Source organism: Kitasatospora sp. GP30 (assembly GCF_029892145.1).
In the GTDB taxonomy this organism is placed as follows: Bacteria; Actinomycetota; Actinomycetes; order Streptomycetales; family Streptomycetaceae; genus Kitasatospora; species Kitasatospora acidiphila.
Genome location: NZ_JARZAH010000013.1, coordinates 96395 through 116051, shown reverse-complemented (window position 1 = coordinate 116051; position 19657 = coordinate 96395). Strand labels below are relative to the sequence as shown.

Annotated in this window: 15 protein-coding genes and 1 riboswitch; of the genes, 13 read left to right on the top strand and 2 right to left on the bottom strand. The window is 72.8% G+C overall.

Going from position 1 to position 19657, the window contains the following annotated elements:
- Positions 1-314 precede the first annotated feature (314 nt).
- From ccrA to P3T35_RS20385, 7 genes are all read left to right on the top strand, one after another.
- Positions 315-1652, top strand: coding sequence for a crotonyl-CoA carboxylase/reductase (gene ccrA, locus P3T35_RS20415; protein ID WP_101382806.1), 1338 nt, complete (start codon positions 315-317; stop codon positions 1650-1652).
- Entirely contained in the window at positions 1652-3676 is a 2025-nt protein-coding gene (locus P3T35_RS20410; protein WP_101382805.1) for a protein meaA, read from the top strand. Before ccrA ends, P3T35_RS20410 begins: the two co-directional genes overlap by 1 nt.
- Positions 3673-4635 carry a CoA ester lyase gene (locus P3T35_RS20405; protein WP_101382804.1) on the top strand — a complete coding sequence of 321 codons (963 nt, stop codon included), beginning with the start codon at positions 3673-3675 and terminating at the stop codon, positions 4633-4635. Before P3T35_RS20410 ends, P3T35_RS20405 begins: the two co-directional genes overlap by 4 nt.
- A 2-nt stretch (positions 4636-4637) precedes the next feature.
- On the top strand, positions 4638-5141 hold the full coding sequence (locus P3T35_RS20400) for a MaoC family dehydratase (RefSeq protein WP_101382803.1): 504 nt from the start codon (positions 4638-4640) through the stop codon (positions 5139-5141).
- Positions 5142-5271: 130 nt separating this feature from the next.
- Positions 5272-6474 carry an acyl-CoA dehydrogenase family protein gene (locus tag P3T35_RS20395; protein ID WP_101382802.1) on the top strand — a complete coding sequence of 401 codons (1203 nt, stop codon included), beginning with the start codon at positions 5272-5274 and terminating at the stop codon, positions 6472-6474.
- A 320-nt stretch (positions 6475-6794) separates the two neighbouring features.
- The gene (locus tag P3T35_RS20390; RefSeq protein WP_180356639.1) at positions 6795-7487 is read left to right on the top strand and encodes a phosphatidylserine decarboxylase; all 693 of its coding nucleotides are present in this window, start codon (positions 6795-6797) and stop codon (positions 7485-7487) included.
- 43 nt (positions 7488-7530) lie between these two features.
- A complete protein-coding gene (locus tag P3T35_RS20385; protein ID WP_280707205.1) occupies positions 7531-8361 on the top strand; it encodes a CDP-alcohol phosphatidyltransferase family protein in 831 nt (276 codons plus the stop codon).
- A 222-nt stretch (positions 8362-8583) separates the two neighbouring features.
- Here the strand turns inward: P3T35_RS20385 and P3T35_RS20380 are convergent, their stop codons facing one another.
- Positions 8584-10083, bottom strand: a complete 1500-nt coding sequence (locus P3T35_RS20380; RefSeq protein WP_280707125.1) for a hypothetical protein — start codon at positions 10081-10083, stop codon at positions 8584-8586.
- Positions 10084-10409: 326 nt separating this feature from the next.
- On the bottom strand, positions 10410-11534 hold the full coding sequence (locus tag P3T35_RS20375; protein WP_101382799.1) for an alpha/beta hydrolase: 1125 nt from the start codon (positions 11532-11534) through the stop codon (positions 10410-10412).
- 454 nt (positions 11535-11988) lie between these two features.
- Positions 11989-12121, top strand: a riboswitch (cobalamin riboswitch).
- 30 nt (positions 12122-12151) lie between these two features.
- On the opposite strand from P3T35_RS20375, the gene P3T35_RS20370 reads away from it, so the two are divergent.
- The 6 genes from P3T35_RS20370 to P3T35_RS20345 all read left to right on the top strand — a co-directional run bounded on the left by P3T35_RS20370 (position 12152) and on the right by P3T35_RS20345 (position 19639).
- On the top strand, positions 12152-13087 hold the full coding sequence (locus tag P3T35_RS20370) for a cobalamin biosynthesis protein (RefSeq protein ID WP_101382798.1): 936 nt from the start codon (positions 12152-12154) through the stop codon (positions 13085-13087).
- The gene (locus P3T35_RS20365; protein WP_101382797.1) at positions 13084-14610 is read left to right on the top strand and encodes a cobyric acid synthase; all 1527 of its coding nucleotides are present in this window, start codon (positions 13084-13086) and stop codon (positions 14608-14610) included. Before P3T35_RS20370 ends, P3T35_RS20365 begins: the two co-directional genes overlap by 4 nt.
- Before the next feature lie 35 nt (positions 14611-14645).
- A complete protein-coding gene (locus P3T35_RS20360; protein ID WP_280707203.1) occupies positions 14646-16661 on the top strand; it encodes a putative cobaltochelatase in 2016 nt (671 codons plus the stop codon).
- A gap of 5 nt (positions 16662-16666) precedes the next feature.
- A complete protein-coding gene (cobO, locus tag P3T35_RS20355; protein WP_101385349.1) occupies positions 16667-17263 on the top strand; it encodes a cob(I)yrinic acid a,c-diamide adenosyltransferase in 597 nt (198 codons plus the stop codon).
- 27 nt (positions 17264-17290) lie between these two features.
- A complete protein-coding gene (locus P3T35_RS20350; RefSeq protein ID WP_101382795.1) occupies positions 17291-18691 on the top strand; it encodes a cobyrinate a,c-diamide synthase in 1401 nt (466 codons plus the stop codon).
- A gap of 96 nt (positions 18692-18787) precedes the next feature.
- Complete coding sequence (locus P3T35_RS20345; RefSeq protein WP_143676931.1) at positions 18788-19639, top strand: hypothetical protein; 852 nt, start codon at positions 18788-18790, stop codon at positions 19637-19639.
- The last annotated feature ends 18 nt before the right edge of the window (positions 19640-19657 follow it).

The following is a 19657-nucleotide window of genomic DNA, read 5'->3' as shown; positions in this document are numbered from 1 at the left end:
ACAGCAGGTCAGAAGGCCCGTCACGGCAATCGTGGCGGGCCTTTCCGCGTCCCTGCCAACGCCCGGAACAGGCGCGGGAATACGCCAAAAATCATGGCACCCAGTGTCTTTACGAGTGGCACAGGGTGCCAGTAGCTTGTTACCCACCAGTCGCGGCGCCGCGGCTCCCCACCTCGGCGCGCCGTCGTCCGGCGTCCCCACACCCCGGGGACGAACCCACCAGCCCACCCAAGCCCACTGCGTAGCCGGTGTCCGCTCCCGGCTCCCCCAGACGCCCTGTGCGCCCTCACACAGGTACGCCTTCGGAGGCAGCCATGAAGGAAATCCTCGACGCGATCCTCAGCGCCGACAGCACGTCCGCGGACTTCGCCGCGCTCAAGCTCCCCGAGTCCTACCGGGCGGTCACGCTCCACAAGGACGAGGAGCAGATGTTCGCCGGCCTGGAGAGCCGCGACAAGGACCCGCGCAAGTCGCTCCACCTGGAGGACGTGCCGCTGCCCGAACTCGGCCCCGGCGAGGCCCTGGTGGCCGTGATGGCCAGTGCCGTCAACTACAACACCGTGTGGTCCTCGATCTTCGAGCCGGTCTCGACCTTCGGCTTCCTGGAGCGCTACGGGCGGCTCTCGCCGCTGACGAAGCGCCACGACCTGCCGTACCACGTCGTCGGCTCCGACCTGGCGGGCGTGGTGCTGCGCACCGGCGCCGGGGTCAACGCCTGGAAGCCTGGCGACGAGGTGGTCGCGCACTGCCTGTCCGTGGAGTTGGAGAGCCCCGACGGCCACAACGACACCATGATGGACCCGGAGCAGCGCATCTGGGGCTTCGAGACCAACTTCGGCGGCCTCGCCCAGCTGGCGCTGGTGAAGACCAACCAGCTGCTGCCCAAGCCCAAGCACCTCACCTGGGAGGAGGCCGCCTCCCCCGGTCTGGTCAACTCCACCGCCTACCGCCAGCTGGTGTCGCGCAACGGCGCCGGCATGAAGCAGGGCGACAACGTGCTGATCTGGGGCGCCAGCGGCGGCCTCGGCTCCTACGCCACCCAGTACGCGCTGGCCGGCGGCGCCACCCCGATCTGCGTGGTCTCCAACGACCAGAAGGCCGAGATCTGCCGCGCCATGGGCGCCGAGGCGATCATCGACCGCAGCGCCGAAGGCTACAAGTTCTGGAAGGACGAGCACACCCAGGACCCGCGCGAGTGGAAGCGCCTGGGCGCCAGGATCCGCGAGTTCACCGGCGGCGAGGACGTGGACATCGTCTTCGAGCACCCGGGCCGCGAGACCTTCGGCGCCTCGGTCTACGTGACCCGCAAGGGCGGCACCATCGTCACCTGCGCCTCCACCTCCGGCTACATGCACCAGTACGACAACCGCTACCTGTGGATGTCGCTCAAGCGGATCGTCGGCTCGCACTTCGCCAACTACCGCGAGGCCTTCGAGGCCAACCGCCTGATCGCCAAGGGCAAGATCCACCCGACCGTCTCCAAGGTCTACTCGCTGGAGCAGACCGGCCAGGCGGCCCTGGACGTCCACCACAACAAGCACCAGGGCAAGGTCGGCGTGCTCTGCCTGGCCCCGCAGGAGGGCCTGGGCGTGCGCGACCAGGAGCTGCGCGAGCAGCACCTGCCGGCGATCAACCGCTTCAGGAACATCTGATGACGGACCGTCAGAAGCGCGACCGCCCCTGGCTGATGCGCACCTACGCCGGCCACTCCACGGCGGCGGACTCCAACGCGCTCTACCGGCGCAACCTGGCGAAGGGCCAGACCGGCCTCTCGGTCGCCTTCGACCTGCCCACCCAGACCGGCTACGACTCGGACCACGTGCTGGCCCGCGGCGAGGTCGGCCGGGTCGGCGTGCCGGTCGGCCACATCGGCGACATGCGGACCCTGTTCGACGGGATCCCGCTGGAGCAGACCAACACCTCGATGACCATCAACGCCACCGCCATGTGGCTGCTGGCGCTCTACCAGGTGGTCGCCGAGGAGCAGGGCGCGGACATCGCCAAGCTGACCGGCACCACCCAGAACGACATCATCAAGGAGTACCTGTCGCGCGGGACGCACGTCTTCCCGCCCGGCCCCTCGGTGCGGCTGATCACCGACATGATCGCCTACACCGTGGCCGGCATCCCCAAGTGGAACCCGATCAACATCTGCAGCTACCACCTGCAGGAGGCCGGGGCCACCCCGGTGCAGGAGATCGCCTTCGCGATGTGCACGGCGATCACCGTGCTGGACGCGGTGCGCGACTCCGGCCAGGTGCCGGCCGAGCGGATGGGCGAGGTGGTCGGCCGGATCTCCTTCTTCGTGAACGCGGGCGTCCGGTTCGTCGAGGAGATGTGCAAGATGCGGGCCTTCGCCCAGCTCTGGGAGAAGGTCACCCGGGAGCGCTACGGCATCGAGGACCCCAAGCAGCGCCGGTTCCGCTACGGCGTGCAGGTCAACTCCCTCGGCCTGACCGAGGCCCAGCCGGAGAACAACGTCCAGCGGATCGTCCTGGAGATGCTGGCCGTCACCCTCTCCAAGGACGCCCGCGCCCGCGCCGTCCAACTCCCGGCCTGGAACGAGGCGCTGGGCCTGCCCCGGCCCTGGGACCAGCAGTGGTCGCTGCGCATCCAGCAGGTGCTGGCCTACGAGTCGGACCTGCTGGAGTACGGCGACATCTTCAACGGCTCGGAGGTGATCGAGGCCAAGACCGCCGAGCTGCTGGCCGGCGCGGAGGCGGAGATCGCCAAGGTGCTGGAGCAGGGCGGGGTGGTCGCGGCCGTCGAGTCCGGCTACCTGAAGTCCGCGCTGGTCGCCTCGCACGCCGAGCGGCGGGCCCGGATCGAGGCCGGCGAGGACAAGATCGTCGGCGTGAACTGCTTCGACACCACCGAGGAGAGCCCGCTCACCGCCGACCTGGACACCGCCATCATGGTGGTGGACCCGGCCAGCGAGCAGGCCGTGCTCGACAACCTCAAGCAGTGGCGAGCCGACCGTGACGAGGCGGCGGCGCAGCAGGCACTGACCGAGCTGAAGCGGACCGCGGCCACCGAGCGGAACCTGATGGACGCCACCCTGGCCTGCGCCCGGGCCGGAGTGACCACCGGCGAGTGGGCCTTCGCGCTGCGCGAGGTGTTCGGCGAGTACCGGGCGCCCACCGGGGTCGGCGGCGCGCCGATCGCGGTGGCCGCCGAGCCGGGCGGCGAGCTGGCTCGGGTGCGGGCCAAGGTCACCGCCACCGCTGCCGAGTTGGGCACCGCCAAGCTTCGGCTGCTGGTCGGCAAGCCGGGCCTGGACGGGCACTCCAACGGCGCCGAGCAGACCGCGGTGCGAGCCCGCGACGCCGGCTTCGAGGTGGTCTACCAGGGGATCCGGCTGACGCCGGAGCAGATCGTCTCGGCGGCCGTCGCCGAGGACGTGCACTGCGTGGGGCTGTCGATCCTCTCCGGCGCCCATCCCGAGCTGGTTCCGGACGTACTGCAGCGGATGAAGCGGGCCGGGGTGGAGGATGTGCCAGTGATCGTCGGTGGCATCATCCCCGCTGCGGACGCCGAGGCCCTGCGGGCCGCCGGTGTCGCCGCGGTCTTCACCCCGAAGGACTTCGGCATCACCACCATCATCGGCCGGATCGTCGACGAGATCCGCACGGCCAACCATCTCGGCCCTTACCAGGAAGAGACCCTCGCCCAATGACGAACGTCAACCGTCTTCGCCCCCGCCGCTCCTGCCTGGCGGTGCCGGGCAGCAACCCGCGCTTCCTCGAGAAGGCCCAGGGCCTGCCCGCCGACCAGGTCTTCCTGGACCTGGAGGACGCCTGCGCCCCCGCCGTCAAGGAGAGCGCCCGGCTCAACATCGTCGACGCGCTGAACAACGGCGACTGGGGCAACAAGACCAAGGTGGTCCGGGTCAACGACTGGACCACCCACTGGACCTACCGTGACGTGATCACCGTGGTCGAGGGCGCGGGGCCGAACCTGGACTGCATCATGCTGCCCAAGGTGCAGGACGCCGAGCAGGTCAAGGCGCTGGACCTGCTGCTCACCCAGATCGAGAAGACCATGGGCTTCGAGGTCGGCCGGATCGGCATCGAGGCGCAGATCGAGAACGCCAAGGGCCTGATCAACGTCGACGCGATCGCCACCGCCTCGCCGCGGCTGGAGACCATCATCTTCGGCCCGGCCGACTTCATGGCCTCGATCAACATGAAGTCGCTGGTGGTCGGCGAGCAGCCGCCGGGCTACTCGGCCGACGCCTACCACTACATCCTGATGCGGATCCTGATGGCGGCCCGCGCCAACGACCTGCAGGCGATCGACGGTCCGTACCTGCAGATCCGCAACCAGGAGGGCTACCGCGAGGTGGCCCGCCGGGCCGCCGCGCTGGGCTTCGACGGCAAGTGGGTGCTGCACCCGGACCAGGTCGCCGCCGCGAACGAGATCTTCTCGCCCTCGCAGGAGGACTACGACCACGCCGAGTTGATCCTGGACGCCTACGACTGGTGCACTTCGGAGGCCGGCGGCTTCAAGGGCTCGGCGATGCTCGGCGACGAGATGATCGACGAGGCCAGCCGCAAGATGGCGCTGGTGATCTCCGGCAAGGGCCGCGCCGCGGGCATGCAGCGCACCTCCAAGTTCGAAGCCCCGGAGGCCTGATCATGCAGTTCGGACGCACCTACGAGGAGTTCGAGGTCGGCGCGGTCTACAAGCACTGGCCCGGCAAGACGGTCACCGAGTACGACGACCACCTCTTCTGCCTGCTCACCATGAACCACCACCCGCTCCACATGGACACCAACTACGCGGAGCGGACCACCGACTTCGGCAAGAACGTGGTGGTGGGCAACTACATCTACTCGCTGCTGCTCGGCATGTCCGTCCCGGACGTCTCCGGCAAGGCGATCGCCAACCTGGAGATCGAGTCGCTGCGGCACGTGGCGCCGACCTTCCACGGCGACACCGTCTACGGCGAGACCACGGTGCTCGACAAGTGGCCCTCCAAGTCCAAGGACGACCGGGGCATCGTCTACGTCGAGACCAAGGGCTACAAGCAGGACGGCACGGTCGTCTGCATCTTCCGCCGCAAGGTGATGGTGCCGACCGAGACCTACATCAAGGCGCGGGGCGGCGAGCAGCCGGGCCGCCCGACGCCGCTGTCCTGACCCCTCCGATACCCCCGGGGGCGGGCGCCGTCATCGCCCGAGCCTCCGGACGCGGGGGCGCCGCGAATGTCACGCTTCGCGGCGCCCCCGGCCCCTCAGTTGAACCCTCAGAGACTTACGGAGCCGCACGATGGGACGCCTCGCACAGACCGACGGCCTCACCGAGATCCAGCGGGACATCCTCGCCACCGTGCGGGAGTTCGTCGACAAGGAGATCATCCCGGTAGCCACCGAGCTGGAGCACAAGGACGAGTACCCGACCGCCATCGTCGAGGGCATGAAGCAGCTCGGCCTGTTCGGGCTGACCATCCCCGAGGAGTACGGCGGCCTCGGCGAGTCGCTGCTCACCTACGCCCTGGTGGTCGAGGAGATCGCCCGCGGCTGGATGTCCGTCTCCGGCATCGTCAACACCCACTTCATCGTGGCGCACATGATCAACGCGCACGGCACCCAGGAGCAGAAGGACTACTTCCTGCCCAAGATGGCGGCCGGCGAGATCCGCGGCGCCTTCTCGATGTCCGAGCCGGCCCTCGGCTCCGATGTCGCCGCGATCTCCACCAAGGGCGTCAAGGACGGGGAGTTCTACGTCCTCAACGGCCAGAAGATGTGGCTGACCAACGGCGGCAGCTCCACCCTGGTCGCGGTGCTCTGCAAGACCGACGAGGGCGGCAGCACCCCGTACAAGAACATGACCACCTTCCTGATCGAGAAGACGGCCGGTTTCGGCCCGAACCCGACGGTCCCCGGCCTGACGGTGCCCGGCAAGATCGAGAAGATGGGCTACAAGGGCGTCGACACCACCGAGCTGGTGCTCCAGGACGTCCGGATCCCGGCGGACCGGATCCTCGGCGGGGTCCCCGGCCGCGGCTTCTACCAGATGATGGACGGCGTCGAGGTCGGCCGGGTCAACGTGGCCGCCCGCGGCTGCGGTGTCGCCCGCCGCGCCTTCGAGCTGGGCATCGCCTACGCCCAGCAGCGCACCACCTTCGGCAAGAAGATCGCCGAGCACCAGGCGATCCAGTTCAAGCTGGCCGAGATGGCCACCAAGGTCGAGGCCGCCCACCAGATGATGGTGATGGCCGCCCGCAAGAAGGACAGCGGCCAGCGCAACGACCTCGAGGCGGGCATGGCCAAGTACCTCGCCTCCGAGTACTGCAAGGAGGTCGTCGAGGACGCCTTCCGGATCCACGGCGGCTACGGCTTCTCCAAGGAGTACGAGATCGAGCGGCTCTACCGGGAGGCCCCGATGCTGCTGATCGGTGAGGGTACGGCGGAGATCCAGAAGATGATCGTGGGTCGCCGTCTGCTGGAGGAGTACAAGCTGGCCGAGTAGGCCACATCCGGCCCCTGAGCAGGGCAACTCCGGGCCCCGGCGACGACCGCGCCGGGGCCCGACCGCAGGGTTGGACAGGGCTGAGAGAAGACTCACTGATCTTGACCGACCCCTTGGGAACCGCTCCGGGGCCCGCTACGGTCGTATACATAGCGCGTGCACTCCGGCACGGCAGGAGTCAGTTGAACGAGCAGGCGGGTTGCCCACCCACCACCTGCTCCCGATAGCATCCACCGGGACAGCAGCTGTCCCCTTCTCACCCGATCCCCGCGGTGGCCACCCTCTCGGTCGGCCATGATCCCCCGCGACAAAGGTCTTCGATGCCCATCAGCCCGTCCCCTCACTCCTCCGTCACGGAGCGCGATCCCTTCGCTCCCGAGACGGCCGGTCGGCGACCCCGCGTGACCATCGCGCGCGGAGCCACCCCCTGGTTCGTCCCGACCCTGGCCACCGCCGCGCTGACCACCGCTCTCACCAAGCGGAACGGCAAGTGGGCGCTGGCCGCGGTACCGGCCTGCGCGCTCAGCGCGGGCATGCTGTGGTTCTTCCGCGACCCGGAGCGTGAGATCGGCACCGGCAGAGTGATCTCGCCGGCCGACGGCGTGGTGCAGAGCATCGACGCCTGGCCGGACGGCCGGACTCGGGTCGCGATCTTCATGAGCCCGCTGAACGTGCACGTCAACCGGGCCCCGCTGCCCGGCACGGTGACCTCCGTCGAGCACATCGCCGGCGGCTTCGTGCCCGCCTTCAACAAGGACAGCGACCGCAACGAGCGGGTCGTCTGGCACTTCGACACCGAGATCGGCGACATCGAGATGGTGCAGATCGCGGGCGCCGTGGCGCGCCGCATCGTGCCGTACGTCCCGGCCGGTACCAAGGTCGAGCAGGGCGAGCGGATCGGTCTGATCCGCTTCGGCTCCCGCGTCGACACCTACCTGCCGGCCGGCGTCGAGGTGGGCGTCACGGTCGGCCAGAAGACGACGGCGGGGGTGACACGCCTTGACCGTGACTGATCCCGAAACCCTGGTGGGCATCGACGACTCGGAGGAGACCGAGCTGCGTCGGCGCCGCTGGGCGCGCGACCGCGAGCTGCGCGCGCCCCGTCCGCCGCAGGCCCTGTCCACGGCCGACTTCCTGACCCTGGGCAATGCGGTCTGCGGCTTCCTGGCGATCTACTCCGTCACCACCAACATGCTGATCCCGCACATCACCGGGAGCAGCAGCGGTGGTGGCACCATGCGGCACGGCGCGGCCACCGCGGTGACCCTGCTGCTGCTCGGCGCGATGTGCGACCTGTTCGACGGCCTGGTGGCCCGCAAGCTGCGCGCCTCGGCACTCGGCGCGGAGCTGGACAACCTGGCCGACCTGATCAGCTTCGGCATCGCGCCGGCCTACTTCGTCGCGGTCTGGGGCATCGTCTCGCCCGGCACCAACCAGGGCCTGTCCGCGTTCATCGCGCTCACCGTGCTACTGGCGGTGGTGCTGCGGCTGGCCCGGTTCTCGGCCGTCAAGATGCGCCCCGGGGTCTTCCAGGGCATGCCCTGCCCGATGGGCGCGCTGACGGTGATCGCCATCGTGCTGCTCGACCCGCCGTTCCTGCCCGGTCTGCTGGCGATCTTCGGCGTGGCCTACCTGATGGTCAGCCAGGTCGAGTACCCCAAGCCGCAGGGTCTGCTGGCCACCGCCACGCTCGGCTGGATCGTGGTCTCGATCGGCTGCCTGGCCGCCTGGGCCGCCGGTCTGCCCGGCGGCGACGTGCTGATGCACATCGGCGCCTTCGCCCAGATCGCGCTGGCCGCGATGGCACCGCTGCTGGTGATCCGCCGCAAGGTCGGCCAGAAGGTCGGCGATGTGCGGGCCCGCCGCGCGGAGTCCCGCGGCTGCTGAGCCGCCCGTAGCAAGCCCGAGGGCCCCGGAACGATCCCGTTCCGGGGCCCTCGGTGTTTCACCGCTCTGATGGGCCGTCAGGCCCCGCCACGGGGCTCGCCTCAGGTCCGGCCGCGACGCATGTCGCGGTCCCGCGCTGCGGTGGACGCTTCAGGCTCCGCCGCAGTGCACGCTTCAGGCCGCGCTGCGGTGCACGCTTCAGGCCGCGCTGCGGGGCTCGCCTCAGGCTCCGCCGCGGTGCACGCTGAACGCCGAGCGGCGGGCCGCCCGGGCGACGGCCGGGTCGGGGTGCACCGAGGAGACGGCGGTGAGCACCGAGGCGGCCCGCGGGTGCCCCGACTGCCGGGCCCGGGCGAACAGTCGCACCGGGTCGCCCGCGCTGGCGCCCTCGACATGGCCGACCAGCAGCTCGGTCTCGCCGTGGTCGAGCACCGCCGCGGCGGTGTCCACCCAGAGCCAGGCGGCGTCCTCGGCGCTCAGCACGTCCGAGGGGACCACCCCGCCCTCGTCCAGTTGCTCGGCCAGCCAGAGCAGCGCGTAGGGGCGCAGCACCGGCTCGTCCACAGCGGACCGCACCACCTGTTCAGCGGTACCGCCGGCCACCCGCAGCGCCTCGAAGGCCAGGCCGCGCAGCAGGGCGTCCTCACCGCGGGCGACCTCCAGCAGCTCGGCCACCGCGCGGTCCACCGGCCGGGCCGCCACCCAGGCGCGGTACTCGGCCCGGGCCGGGCCCGGGGTGTAGTTGGCGCAGGCGTCCAGCAGCTCCAGGGCGCTCTGCTCGATGTGCCCGGCCGCGGTCTGGGCGACGGTGCAGATCTCCTCCAGCTTGGCCCGCACCGCCCAGTGCCCCAGCGGGGAGAGCTCGGCGGCGGCGTCCCGGCGGACCACGGCGCCGACGGCGGTCAGCCCGTCCAGCATCCAGTCCAGCACGGCGGCCACGTCGGACACGGACGGCGGGGTGTCGATCTGCGGCTCCCGGCAGGTGCCGCGCACCGCGGAGACGGCCGAGGCGGCGTGCGGGACCGGGGAGAGCGCCGCGAACTCGCCGCCGCCGCGCCGCCGCTCGTCCAGGCCGCGGCGGAGCAGCTCCATCAGCTCGCCGTCGGCGACCGGGCCGTCCACCAGGTGCAGGAAGGAGAGCAGCTGCGGGGCCTGGTCGACGGCCTGACCGGCCAGCAGCGCGAAGACCCCGCGCAGCGCGGCCGGCGGCACCGGGGCGAGCAGCGTCCAGGCGTCGAACAGCGCGGACCAGCCGCGCAGCACCGCCTCGTCGTCGTGCTCCCAGGCGTGCAGCCGCCAGCCGGGGGCGGCGCCGCCGTCCCGGGGCTCGACCAGGCCGACCATCAGGGCCTGCCCCCAGGCCTTGGCGGCGGCGCCGACGGTCATGGCGAGAGCCCGCCCGGCGGCCCGGGCGTCGTCGGGCAGCAGCTCGCCGCGCTTGTCGACGGCTTCGAGCTCGCCGGCCCAGCGGGCGATCCGTACTGCGTCGGCCAGCATCCGGCGGGCCAGCGGCGCCAGCTCGCCGGGGCCGGGGAAACCGTCGGGCACCGGGACCCGGCCGCGCCCGGGGGCGGGCTTGGGGGTGCGTCGGCGGTTGGCGGAGCGGCCCGGCTGGGCGCCATCGGCACGGCGGGCCGTGCCGGGTAGACGGGTCACCGTCGCGCCGGTGCCCGTGGTCGGCGGGAGCGGGGCATCACGGTCGCGCGGATTCCGAGACGTCACGCCGTGCAGTCTTCCCCGTGTACGGGGCGGTTGTCACATCGAGTTCGGCGCGTCTTGTACAGAAGCAGGTTGCGCGGGGCCGTGACTCGGGGCAAGAGCGGCCAAACCGGGCCTCCCGGCGGCCGGTGATCTGTGCACGACAGTAGTGGGTGGCACCGAACGTGGTCAAGGGGTCACCCAACGCGCGCGAGCCGCAGGGGGTCCGGGGCTCAGCGGCGCGGACCCGGGGACGGGGCGCAGAGGACCGGGGTGAGTCAGTGGATCGGGCCCAGCGGATCGGGCCCAGCGGATCGGGCCCCGCGGATCGGGGCTCAGAGGATCGGGGCTCAGAGGATCGGGGTGAGGAAGCGCCGCAGCAGCTCCTCGTAGCGGGCCGGATCGGCGTTCCAGAGCCCGGCGTGGCCGGCCCCCGGGAAGGCGTGCAGGGAGACCAGATCGCTGCGGCGCTCGGCCAGCCGCTCGGCGTCCCGGAACGGCGCCACGCCGTCCTGCGGGCTGGCCAGCAGCAGGGCCGGGGCTGCCAGGTCCGTGCCGTCGGCGATCCGCGCCAGGCCCGCCAGGTCGACGCCGGTGCGCCCCTGTGCGGCCCAGGCGCCCAGCTGCCCGGCCACCGCCCCGGCGCCCGCCCTGGCCGCCACCCCGCGCACCGAGGCGGCCGGCTCCAGCACCGGCGAGTCCAGCACCAGGGCGGCCAGGTGGTCCCGGAGGTCGGAGCGGGCGGCGGTCTGCAGCACCGTGGTCGCGCCGACCGACCAGCCGTACAGCACGATCCGGCCGGCCCCGGCCTCCTTGGCGAACCGGATCGCCGCGTCCACGTCCCGCCACTCGGTCTCGCCGAAGTGCCCGATGCCGTCCGGCGAGGCGGGTGCGCCCTGGTCACCCCGGTAACTGGCCACCAGCGCCGGCAGCCGCAGCCGCCGCAGCACCGGCAGCACCGGGAGGGCCTGGCGGCGGTCGGCCAGCGCGCCGTGCACCAGGATCACCCAGGTGCCGCGCACCGCCGGCACGTACCAGGCGGGCAGCCCGCCCAGTTCGCCGTCGATCACCACGTCCATGTAGTCCAGGCCGCAGGCCGAACCCGGGTCGCCGCGCAGCACCCGGTTGCTCAGCTCCACCTCGGCGCCGTCGGCCGGCGGGCTGCCGGCGGACCGCTCGATGCGGCGGGTGACCGTCTGCGGGTCGGTGGCCAGGACGTCGCCGACCACGGCGTGGCCGCCGGGCCAGTCCAGGGCGTAGATGCCGCGCCGGCCGCTGCCCACCGTCCGGGTCAGGGTCACCTCGCGGGCCGTCATCCGGTGCACCCGCAGCACCGGCTCGGCCGCGACCGGCCCGTGCTCTGCCGTCTCCGGGCGCAGTGCCAGGTCGGAGACCCGGCGGCCGACCAGCAGCACGGCCGCGCCCGCTCCGGCGACAACGGCGGCGGCCGCGGCGGCGACGGTTCCCCAACGCATGGCTCTCCCCGGGTGGTGACGACGGCTGCGGACGTCACCAGTTCACCCCGGAGCATCCGAACCCGCCACCGCAGCACGGCCGCCCGCACGGACCCCGGCAGGACGCAGTCCCGCACCGCCGACCGCAATCTCCCCACCCCGGCCCGAACAGCCGCCCCGGCACCCTCCGCCCGGCGGTAGCAGTGCCGCCTACACGGACCCCGGCAGGACGCAGTCCCGCACCGCCGACCGCGATCTCCCCACCCCGGCCCGAACGGCCACCCCGGCACCCTCCGCCCGGCGCCAGCCGTAACGGGTGCCGGCCGTCGGCCCGTTGATCGCGGCGGTCGGCGCCGGCTTCGCCGTCGGGCCGGCCAGAGCCGCCGATCAAGCGTGACCGGGTGGCTCGGGCGCGGGCTGCACCGGGCGGGTGTCCCGGAGGGCTGGTTGACGCCCGGAGAGCGGGCGTGATGGGATCGCTGGGCCATACGGAGGCATAGGAGAGGAAGCCCGGTGCGAGTCCGGCGCGGTCCCGCCACTGTCACCGGGGTGCGGCAGGTCGGCCGCCCCGGGAGCCAGGAACTCTCGCCTCCGTTACGTCGATCCGGGGCGCGGACCCTGAGTGAGGACACGCTTCGATGCAGCGCGCCGTCGCTGGCTATGCCTGCGGCGCGGTGGCCGGCTATGCCGCCGACGCCGTGTTCGCCGACCCCCGGCGCGGCCACCCGGTGGCCGCCTTCGGCCGGGCCGCGACCGCCCTGGAACGCGCGCTCTGGCGCGACCACCGCGGCGCCGGCGCCCTGCACACCGCGCTCGCGGTGGGCGCGGTGGCCGCCGGGGCGGCGCTCCTGGAGCGCGGTGCCGGGCCCGCCCGCCGGGCCGCCAATGCCGCGCTGGCGACCTGGACGGTGCTCGGCGGCACCTCGCTGACCCGGGAGGCTCGCACCATCGGCGGCCATCTGACGGCCGGTGACCTGACGGCGGCCAGGGAGCGGCTGCCGCATCTGTGCGGGCGGGACCCTAGCGGACTGGACGAGCAGCAGATCGCCCGCGCGGTGGTGGAGTCGGTGGCCGAGAACACCGCGGACGCCGTGGTCAACGCCCTGGTCTGGGGCGCGCTGGCGGGCTCCCCCGGGCTGCTGGCGTTCCGGGCGGTGAACACCCTGGACGCGATGGTGGGCCACAAGTCGCCGCGCTACCGCCGGTTCGGCTGGGCGGCGGCCCGGCTGGACGATGTCGCGGGCTGGCCGGGCGCCCGCCTGACCGCGCTGCTCGCGGTGGCCGCCGCCGAGGACCGCGGGCGGGCCTGGCGGATCTGGCGGCGGGACGGTTCGGCGCACCCGAGCCCCAACGCGGGTCAGGCCGAGTCGGCGTTCGCGGGGGCGCTCGGTGTGCGGCTCGGCGGCACCCTGCAGTACGGAACCCGCGTCGAGCACCGCCCGGTGCTGGGCGCCGAGCAGCGCCCGGTGGCGGTCGGCGACATCGAGCGGGCCTGTCAATTGTCGCGCCGCATCGGGTTGTTGGCGCTAGGGGCCACGGTGGTGGCCCGCGCGCTGTGGAAGGGACGTCGATGAGCAACGCGATCCTGATCGCCGGCACCACCTCGGATGCCGGCAAGAGCGTGGTGACCGCCGGGATCTGCCGCTGGCTGGTCCGGCAGGGCGTCAAGGTGGCGCCGTTCAAGGCGCAGAACATGTCGCTCAACTCGATGGTCACGGCGGACGGCGCCGAGATCGGCCGGGCTCAGGTGATGCAGGCGCAGGCCGCCCGGGTCGAGCCGGAGGCGGCGATGAACCCGGTGCTGCTCAAGCCGGGCGGCGACGGGCGCAGCCAGGTGGTACTGCTGGGGCGCCCGGTCGCGGAGGTCGGCGCACTCGACTACCGGGAGCGCAAGCCGTATCTGCTGGAGCGTTCGCTGGAGTGCCTGGCCGATCTGCGCCGCCGGTTCGACGTGGTGGTGTGCGAGGGCGCGGGCTCGCCGGCCGAGATCAACCTGCGGGACCGGGACATCGCCAACATGGGCCTGGCCCGGGCCGCCGAGCTGCCGGTGCTGGTGGTCGGCGACATCGACCGCGGCGGGGTCTTCGCCGCGATGTACGGGACGCTGGCGCTGCTCAGCCCCGAGGACCAGCGGCTGGTGGCGGGCTGGCTGGTGAACAAGTTCCGCGGCGACGCCCGGCTGCTGAAGCCCGGCCTGGACATGCTGCACGAGCTGACCGGCCGTCCGGTGCTCGGCACCCTGCCGATGCTGGCCGACCTGTGGCTGGACGCGGAGGACTCGCTGGACCTGACCACGGCCGTGGAGCGCGGCGCGACGGCCGGTCCGCACGGCCGGGACGTGCTGCGGGTGGCGGTGCTGCGGCTGCCCCGGTTGTCCAACTTCACCGACGTGGACGCGCTGGCCCAGGAGCCCGGGGTGCTGGTGCGCTGGGCGACGCGGCCCGAGGAGTTGGCGGACGCCGATCTGGTGGTGCTGCCGGGCACCCGGGCAACGGTGGCGGACCTCGCCTGGCTGCGCGAGCGGGGCCTCGAACAGCCGCTGCGGGAGCGGGCGTTGGCGGGCCGGCCGGTGCTCGGGGTGTGCGGCGGGTACCAGATGCTGTCGCAGCGGATCACCGACTCGGTGGAGTCGGGCGCCGGGGTGGTCGACGGGCTCGGACTGCTGCCGGTGCGGGTGGAGTTCCAGGCCGAGAAGACGCTCGGGCGGCCGGTCGGCGAGGCGTACGGCGAGCGGGTCGAGGGCTATGAGATCCACCACGGGGTGGCTCGGGTCGAGGGCGGAGAACCCTTCCTGGACGGCTGCCGGGTGGGTGCCGTGTGGGGCACCACCTGGCACGGGGCGCTGGAGAACGACGGGTTCCGCCGGGCCTTCCTGCGCGAGGTCGCGGCGCTGGCCGGGCGGGACTTCACGCCGGCGCCGGGCATCTCGTTCGCGGCGGCCCGGGAGGCCCGGCTGGACCGGCTGGGGGATCTGATCGAGGAGCATGCCGACACCGACGCGCTGTGGCGGCTGATCGAGGGCGGGGTGGACGGCGCCCTGCCGTTCGTCCCGCCGGGGGCTCCGACGGCGCGTGCTGTGGAAGGTGACTTGCTGTGAGTGACGTCCGATATCCGTTCACCGCGATCGTCGGCATGGCCGATCTGCGGCTGGCGCTGCTGCTGAACGCGGTCTCGCCGGCGGTCGGCGGGGTGCTGGTGCGGGGTGAGAAGGGCACCGCGAAGTCGACGATGGTGCGGGCGCTGGCCGGACTGCTGCCGTCGATCGCGGTGGCCGACGGGTGCCGGTTCGCCTGCGACCCGGCGGCACCCGACCCGCAGTGTCCGGACGCGCCGCACTCCGCCGGCTCCCATGACCGGCCGGCCCGGCTGGTGGAGCTGCCGGTCGGCGTCACCGAGGACCGGATCGTCGGCTCGCTGGACCTCGAACAGGCGCTCGCCCAGGGCGTGAAGGCGTATGAGCCGGGGCTGCTGGCCCAGGCGCACCGCGGTGTGCTCTACATCGACGAGGTCAACCTGCTGCAGGACCACGTGGTCGACCTGCTGCTGGACGCGGCGGCGATGGGGCGCTCCTACGTGGAGCGCGAGGGCGTCTCGGTGCGGCACGCGGCGCGGTTCCTGCTGGTGGGGACGATGAACCCGGAGGAGGGCGAGCTGCGGCCGCAGCTGCTCGACCGGTTCGGGCTCACGGTGGAGATCGCGGCCACCCGGGATCCGCAGGAGCGGGCCGAGGTGGTGCGGCGGCGGCTGGCGTACGACGCGGACCCGGAGGGCTTCGCGGCCGACTACCGGGACGCCGAGCAGGAGTTCGCTCAACGAATCGGCACGGCACGGGAGTTGCTGCCGTCCGTGGTGCTGGGCGATGCGGCGCTGCGTCAGATCACCGCGGTCTGCGCCGCCTTCGAGGTGGACGGGCTGCGCGCGGACATCGTGATGGCCCGCGCCGCCGTCGCCCTGGCCGCCTGGGCGGGCCGCACGGCGGTGGCGGAGGAGGACGTCCGCAAGGCCGCGCAGCTGGCCCTGCCGCACCGGCGCCGCCGCAACCCGTTCGACGCGCCCGGGCTGGACGAGGAGCAGCTGGACCGGACGCTGAGCGAGCACAGCGAGCCCGACACCGAGCCCGACACCGACCCGGACAACGAGCCCGACGACGACCCGGACGGCGAAGGGCCTGGCGACGGCGGCCCGGGCGGCGGCCCCGGCGGGGCTCCGGAGCCGTCCGACGGCGGGGCGCCCGACGCCGCGTCGACCGAGGAGCTCCAGGAGGCCGCCCCCAAGCTGCCCGCGCCCGGCGGCGCCCCGGCCCGCGAGTCCACGCCCGTGGCGGCCGGTGAGCCGTACCGCACCCGCCTGTTCAAGGTCCCCGGCACCGGCCACGGCACCCAGGGCCGCCGCTCCCCCGCCGAGACCGACGGCGGCCACACCATCCGGGACCGCCGCCCGCAGGGCGCCCTCACCCGGCTGCACCTCTCGGCCACCCTGCGCGCCGCCGCCCCGCACCAGCGGGCCCGCGGCCGCTCCGGCCGGGCGCTGGTGCTGCGCTCGGACGACTTCCGCGAGCAGGTGCGCCGCGGCCGTGAGTCCAACCTGGTGCTCTTCGTGGTGGACGCCTCCGGCTCGATGGCCGCCCGGCAGCGGATGACCGCCGTCAAGGGCGCCGTGCTGTCGCTGCTGATGGACGCCTACCAGCGCCGCGACAAGATCGGCATGATCACCTTCCGGGGCAGCGGCGCCGAGTTGGCGCTGCCGCCCACCTCCTCGGTGGAGGTCGGTGCCGCCCGCCTGGAGCGGCTGCCCACCGGTGGCCGCACCCCGCTGGCCGCCGGTCTGCTGCGCGCCCACGAGGTGCTGCGGCTGGAGCGCCTTCGCGACCCGCTGCGCCGCCCGCTGCTGGTGGTGGTCACCGACGGCCGGGCCACCGGCGGCCGCACCGCGCTCGCCGAGGCCGGCCGGGCCGCCGCTCTGCTGGCCGCCCAGGGCACCGCCGCCGTGGTGCTGGACTGCGAGTCCGGCCCGGTCCGGCTCGGCCTGGCCCGCACCCTGGCCACCCAGCTGAACGCCAACGCCGTCTCCCTGGACGAGCTGCGTGCCGAGGGCGTGGCCGCCCTGGTGCACGCCCACCGCCCCTCCACCTCTCGAAAGGCAGCGTGATCCCCGTGCCGCAGGGCCAGCCCGAGGTCGTCCCCAACGACGGTCTGACCACCCGTCAGCGCCGCAACCAGCCGATCACCGCCGTGCACACCGGGCCGGGCAAGGGCAAGTCGACCGCCGCCTTCGGCATGGCGCTGCGGGCCTGGAACCAGGGCTGGCCGATCGGGGTGTTCCAGTTCGTCAAGTCCGCCAAGTGGAAGGTGGGCGAGGAGAACGCGCTGAAGGTGCTGGGCGCCTCCGGTGAGGGCGGCAGCGTCGCCTGGCACAAGATGGGCGAGGGCTGGTCGTGGGTGCAGCGCGACCTGGAGTCCAGCGAGGAGGCCGCCAAGGAGGGCTGGGAGCAGGTCAAGCGCGACCTGGCCGCCGAGAGCTACCGGCTGTACGTGCTGGACGAGTTCACCTACCCGATGAAGTGGGGCTGGGTGGACGTGGCCGAGGTGGTCGAGGTGCTGCGCAACCGCCCCGGCAACCAGCATGTCGTGATCACCGGCCGGTACGCGCCCGAGGCGCTGCTCGAACTGGCCGATCTGGTCACCGAGATGACCAAGGTGAAGCACCCGATGGACGCCGGCCGCAAGGGCCAGCGCGGGATCGAGTGGTAACTCCCCGACCGCCCTACCGGTAAGGCTCTGACGCACGTGCACCTCCCCCGGCTCGTCATCGCCGCCCCCTCCTCGGGGGCCGGCAAGACCACCGTCGCCACCGGCCTGATGGCCGCGCTCACCGCGCGCGGCCTGGCCGTCTCCCCGCACAAGGTGGGCCCGGACTACATCGATCCGGGCTACCACGCGCTGGCCACCGGCCGCCGCGGGCGCAATCTGGACGCCTTCCTGTGCGGCCCGGAGCGGATCGAGCCGCTGCTGCGCCACGGTGCGGCCGGGGCGGACATCGCGGTGATCGAGGGCGTGATGGGGATGTTCGACGGCGCCTCCGGGCGCGGCGAGTTGGCCTCCACCGCGCAGGTCGCCAAGCTGCTGCGGGCACCGGTGGTGCTGGTGGTGGACGGCTCCTCGCAGTCCCGCTCGGTGGCGGCCCTGGTGCACGGCTTCGCCACCTGGGACCCGCAGGTGCGCCTGGCGGGGGTGATCCTCAACCGGGTCGCCTCCGACCGGCATGAGCAACTGCTGCGCGAGGCACTGGAGGAGGGCGCCGGGGTGCCGGTGCTGGGCGCGGTGCGGCGCACCGCCGCCGTGGCCACCCCGAGTCGGCACCTGGGCCTGGTCCCGGTGGTGGAGCGCTCGGCGGCGGCCCTGCAGGCGGTCGCCGACATGGCCGAACTCATCGCCGCCTCGGTGGACTTGGAAGCGGTGCTGGCGCTGGCCCGGTCCGCCCCGCCGCTCACCGCCGCCCCCTGGGACCCGACCGCCGAGGTGGCCCGGGTCACCACCGCCGCGCCCCGGATCGCGCTGGCCGCCGGTGCCGCCTTCTCGTTCAGCTACGCCGAGAACGCCGAACTGCTGGCCGCCGCCGGCGCCGAGGTCGTCCCGTTCGACCCGCTGCACGACAAGCGGCTTCCCGACGGTGCGTCAGGCCTGGTGATCGGTGGCGGTTTTCCCGAGGTCTACGGCGAACAGCTCAGCACCAACAGCGAGTTGCGGACGGCGATCGCCGAACTCGCTGCCACTGGTGCGCCGATCGCCGCCGAGTGCGCCGGACTCCTCTACCTGGGGCGGGAGTTGGACGGCCATCCGATGTGCGGCATCCTGGACGCCACGGCCCGGATGACCGAGCGGCTCACCCTGGGCTACCGCGAGGCGGTCGCCCTGCACGACAGCCCGCTGGCCCCCGCCGGCACCCGGGTGCGCGGCCACGAGTTCCACCGCACCGCCTGCACCCCGGGCGCCTCCCCCGCCACCCCCGCGTGGGCCTGGCGCTCCCCCGTCAACACCACCGTCACCGAGGGCTTCACCACCGCGAACGTGCACGCCTCCTACCTGCACCTGCACTGGGCCGGCGCCCCGCAGCTGGCGGAGCGGTTCGTGCGCGCGGCCGGCCGGATCCCGCTTTACCTGGACGATCAAGGACGGTAAGAAGTACCCCGCTCCGGCCTCAGTCCGGAGCTGAAACTGTCCTAGGGGGACATCATCGACACACCCAGACGACTCGTCGGCACGGCGGTGGCCGCCGTGCTCGCATTCACCGGTCTGACGGTCTCGGCCGGCGCGGCCCACGCGAACGCGACCAGCTGCGTGACCGACACCACCGGCAGGCCGACGATCTCGCCGATCAACGCGCTCGGCCCGGGCCAGAGCGCCACCAGCCCGAACACCATCGCCACCTACCAGGGGCCGGTGGCGAAGAACCCGGTCACCAAGCTGGTCATGCAGACCGACGGCAACCTGGTCCTCTACCTGCTCACCCAGACCGGCGGTCAGGGCCCGGCCGTGTGGAGCAGCGGCACCTGGGGCCACCCCGGCGCGCACGCCGTCTCCCAGTCCGACGGCAACTTCGTCGTCTACGACAGCAGCGGGCACGCGCTCTGGAGCTCGGGTACCTGGGGCAGCCACGGCACCGCCGGCCTGCAGAGCACCGGCACCCTGCAGGCCGGCGATCCCACCACCCCCAATGTGTGGTTCTCCGACAACGTCGAGCAGGTTTCCCAGTGGTGCCCGTCGGTCAACCCGCTGTCGGGGACCGAGGGGACCGACCTCAGCTGGCTGGGCGAGGGCGACTTCCTGCAGTCGGCCAACGCCTGGTTGGTGCTGCAGTCCGACGGCAACCTGGTGATCTACCGCAAGCGGGACAACGCCCAGCTCTGGAGCAGCGGCACCAGCGGCAGTTACTACCCCCACCTGCAGGTGCAGGCCGACGGCAACCTCGTCCTCGCCGGTCCGGGCGGGAACCCCTACTGGGCCGCCGGCACCTACTACCACGCCGGTGACCGCGCCGTCTTCCAGAGCGACGGCAACTTCGTCGTCTACGACAAGAACGGCACCGCACTGTGGTCCACCAACACCTGGCTGACCGCTAACCAGTGACCGACGCTCAGGGCCCTG

What these genes read in the sequence shown, in the direction of transcription:
- ccrA (WP_101382806.1), top strand. Translation starts at nt 315, where the DNA reads ATGAAGGAAATCCTCGACGCGATCCTCAGCGCCGACAGCACGTCCGCG.
- P3T35_RS20410 (WP_101382805.1), top strand. Translation starts at nt 1,652, where the DNA reads ATGACGGACCGTCAGAAGCGCGACCGCCCCTGGCTGATGCGCACCTAC.
- P3T35_RS20405 (WP_101382804.1), top strand. Translation starts at nt 3,673, where the DNA reads ATGACGAACGTCAACCGTCTTCGCCCCCGCCGCTCCTGCCTGGCGGTG.
- P3T35_RS20400 (WP_101382803.1), top strand. Translation starts at nt 4,638, where the DNA reads ATGCAGTTCGGACGCACCTACGAGGAGTTCGAGGTCGGCGCGGTCTAC.
- P3T35_RS20395 (WP_101382802.1), top strand. Translation starts at nt 5,272, where the DNA reads ATGGGACGCCTCGCACAGACCGACGGCCTCACCGAGATCCAGCGGGAC.
- P3T35_RS20390 (WP_180356639.1), top strand. Translation starts at nt 6,795, where the DNA reads ATGCCCATCAGCCCGTCCCCTCACTCCTCCGTCACGGAGCGCGATCCC.
- P3T35_RS20375 (WP_101382799.1), bottom strand. Translation starts at nt 11,534, where the DNA reads ATGCGTTGGGGAACCGTCGCCGCCGCGGCCGCCGCCGTTGTCGCCGGA.
- P3T35_RS20370 (WP_101382798.1), top strand. Translation starts at nt 12,152, where the DNA reads ATGCAGCGCGCCGTCGCTGGCTATGCCTGCGGCGCGGTGGCCGGCTAT.
- P3T35_RS20365 (WP_101382797.1), top strand. Translation starts at nt 13,084, where the DNA reads ATGAGCAACGCGATCCTGATCGCCGGCACCACCTCGGATGCCGGCAAG.
- P3T35_RS20360 (WP_280707203.1), top strand. Translation starts at nt 14,646, where the DNA reads ATGGCCGATCTGCGGCTGGCGCTGCTGCTGAACGCGGTCTCGCCGGCG.